Raw genomic sequence first — 1,378 nt, 5'->3', positions numbered from 1 at the left:
GGGACTGTACGGTTTTCGGTGTAACTCCTGATCAAGGAGTGACACCTGATGACGACAACTGAAGCGAAGGCGGACGCCGCAGTGGCCAAGTCCGACAAGCCGGCCGGGGTCGACCAGGACCTGATCGGTCAGCTGGTGGCCCAGGCCCGCGAGCAGGGCCTGGATCTGACCGGGGAGGGCGGGCTGCTGCAGCAGCTGACCAAGCGGGTGCTGGAGTCCGCGCTCGAGGGCGAGATCACCGACCATCTCGGCTACGACAAGCACGAGCGGGCCACGAGCGGCGCCACCAACTCCCGGAACGGCCGCCGGACCAAGACCGTCACCACCGAGGTCGGCCCGGTCGAGATCGACGTCCCACGCGATCGGGAGGGCACGTTCGAACCGAAGATCGTCCGCAAGCGGCAGCGCCGCCTGTCGGGGGTGGACGAGATGGTGCTGTCCCTGAGCGCCAAGGGCCTCACCCACGGGGAGATCTCCGCCCACCTGGCCGAGGTCTATGGCGCCAGTGTGTCCAAGCAGACCATCTCCACCATCACCGACAAGGTCATCGAGGGCATGACCGAGTGGCAGAACCGGCCGCTGGACCCGGTCTACCCGGTGATCTTCCTGGACGCCATCCAGGTCAAGATCCGCGACGGGCAGGTCGCCAACCGCCCGATCTACGTGGCGCTGGCCGTCACCGTCGACGGCACCCGCGACATCCTGGGGCTGTGGGCCGGCGACGGCGGCGGGGAGGGCGCCAAGTACTGGCTGCAGGTCCTCACCGAGCTGCGCAACCGTGGTGTCGCCGACGCGTGCATGGTGGTCTGCGACGGGCTGAGCGGCCTGCCGGACGCGGTCGCGCACGTGTGGCCTCAGGCGCTGGTGCAGACCTGCATCGTCCACCTGCTGCGCAACTCCTTCCGCTATGCGGGGCGGCAGGACTGGGACGCCATCGCCAGGGCGCTCAAGCCGGTCTACACCGCGCCGACCGAGTCGGCGGCGACCGAACGGTGGTTGGAGTTCGCCGAGACCTGGGGGAGCAAGTACCCGGCGATCATCAGGTTGTGGGAGAACGCCTGGGCCGAGTTCGTGCCGTTCCTGCAGTTCGACCCCGAGATCCGCACCGTGGTGTGCTCCACCAACGCGATCGAGTCGGTCAACGCCCGCATCCGCCGCGCGGTCAAGGCCCGCGGGCACTTCCCCAACGAGCAGGCCGCTCTCAAGTGCGTCTACCTGGCCATCATGAGCCTGGACCCCACCGGCACCGGCCGCCGACGCTGGATGAAGCGCTGGAAGCCCGCCCTGAACGCCTTCGACATCGCCTTCGAAGGCCGCTTGGCCGCAGCCCGAAACTAACCCGAACAAGATCCAGTTACACCGTTAACTGGACAGACCC

1 protein-coding gene is annotated in these 1,378 nt (G+C 67.9%); it reads left to right on the top strand.

Annotated features, from left to right (window positions below; genetic code table 11):
* Positions 1 to 48 precede the first annotated feature (48 nt).
* Positions 49 to 1,338, top strand: a complete 1,290-nt coding sequence (locus ABZ801_RS41570; RefSeq protein WP_360709475.1) for an IS256 family transposase — start codon at positions 49 to 51, stop codon at positions 1,336 to 1,338.
* Positions 1,339 to 1,378 lie beyond the last annotated feature (40 nt).

It is taken from the genome of Actinomadura sp. NPDC047616 (assembly GCF_040642915.1).
Lineage (GTDB): Bacteria > Actinomycetota > Actinomycetes > Streptosporangiales > Streptosporangiaceae > Spirillospora > Spirillospora miaoliensis.
The sequence above is the reverse complement of the archived record's forward strand: the minus strand, read 5'-3'. Positions and strand labels throughout refer to the sequence as shown.

What these genes read in the sequence shown, in the direction of transcription:
- ABZ801_RS41570 (WP_360709475.1), top strand. Translation starts at nt 49, where the DNA reads ATGACGACAACTGAAGCGAAGGCGGACGCCGCAGTGGCCAAGTCCGAC.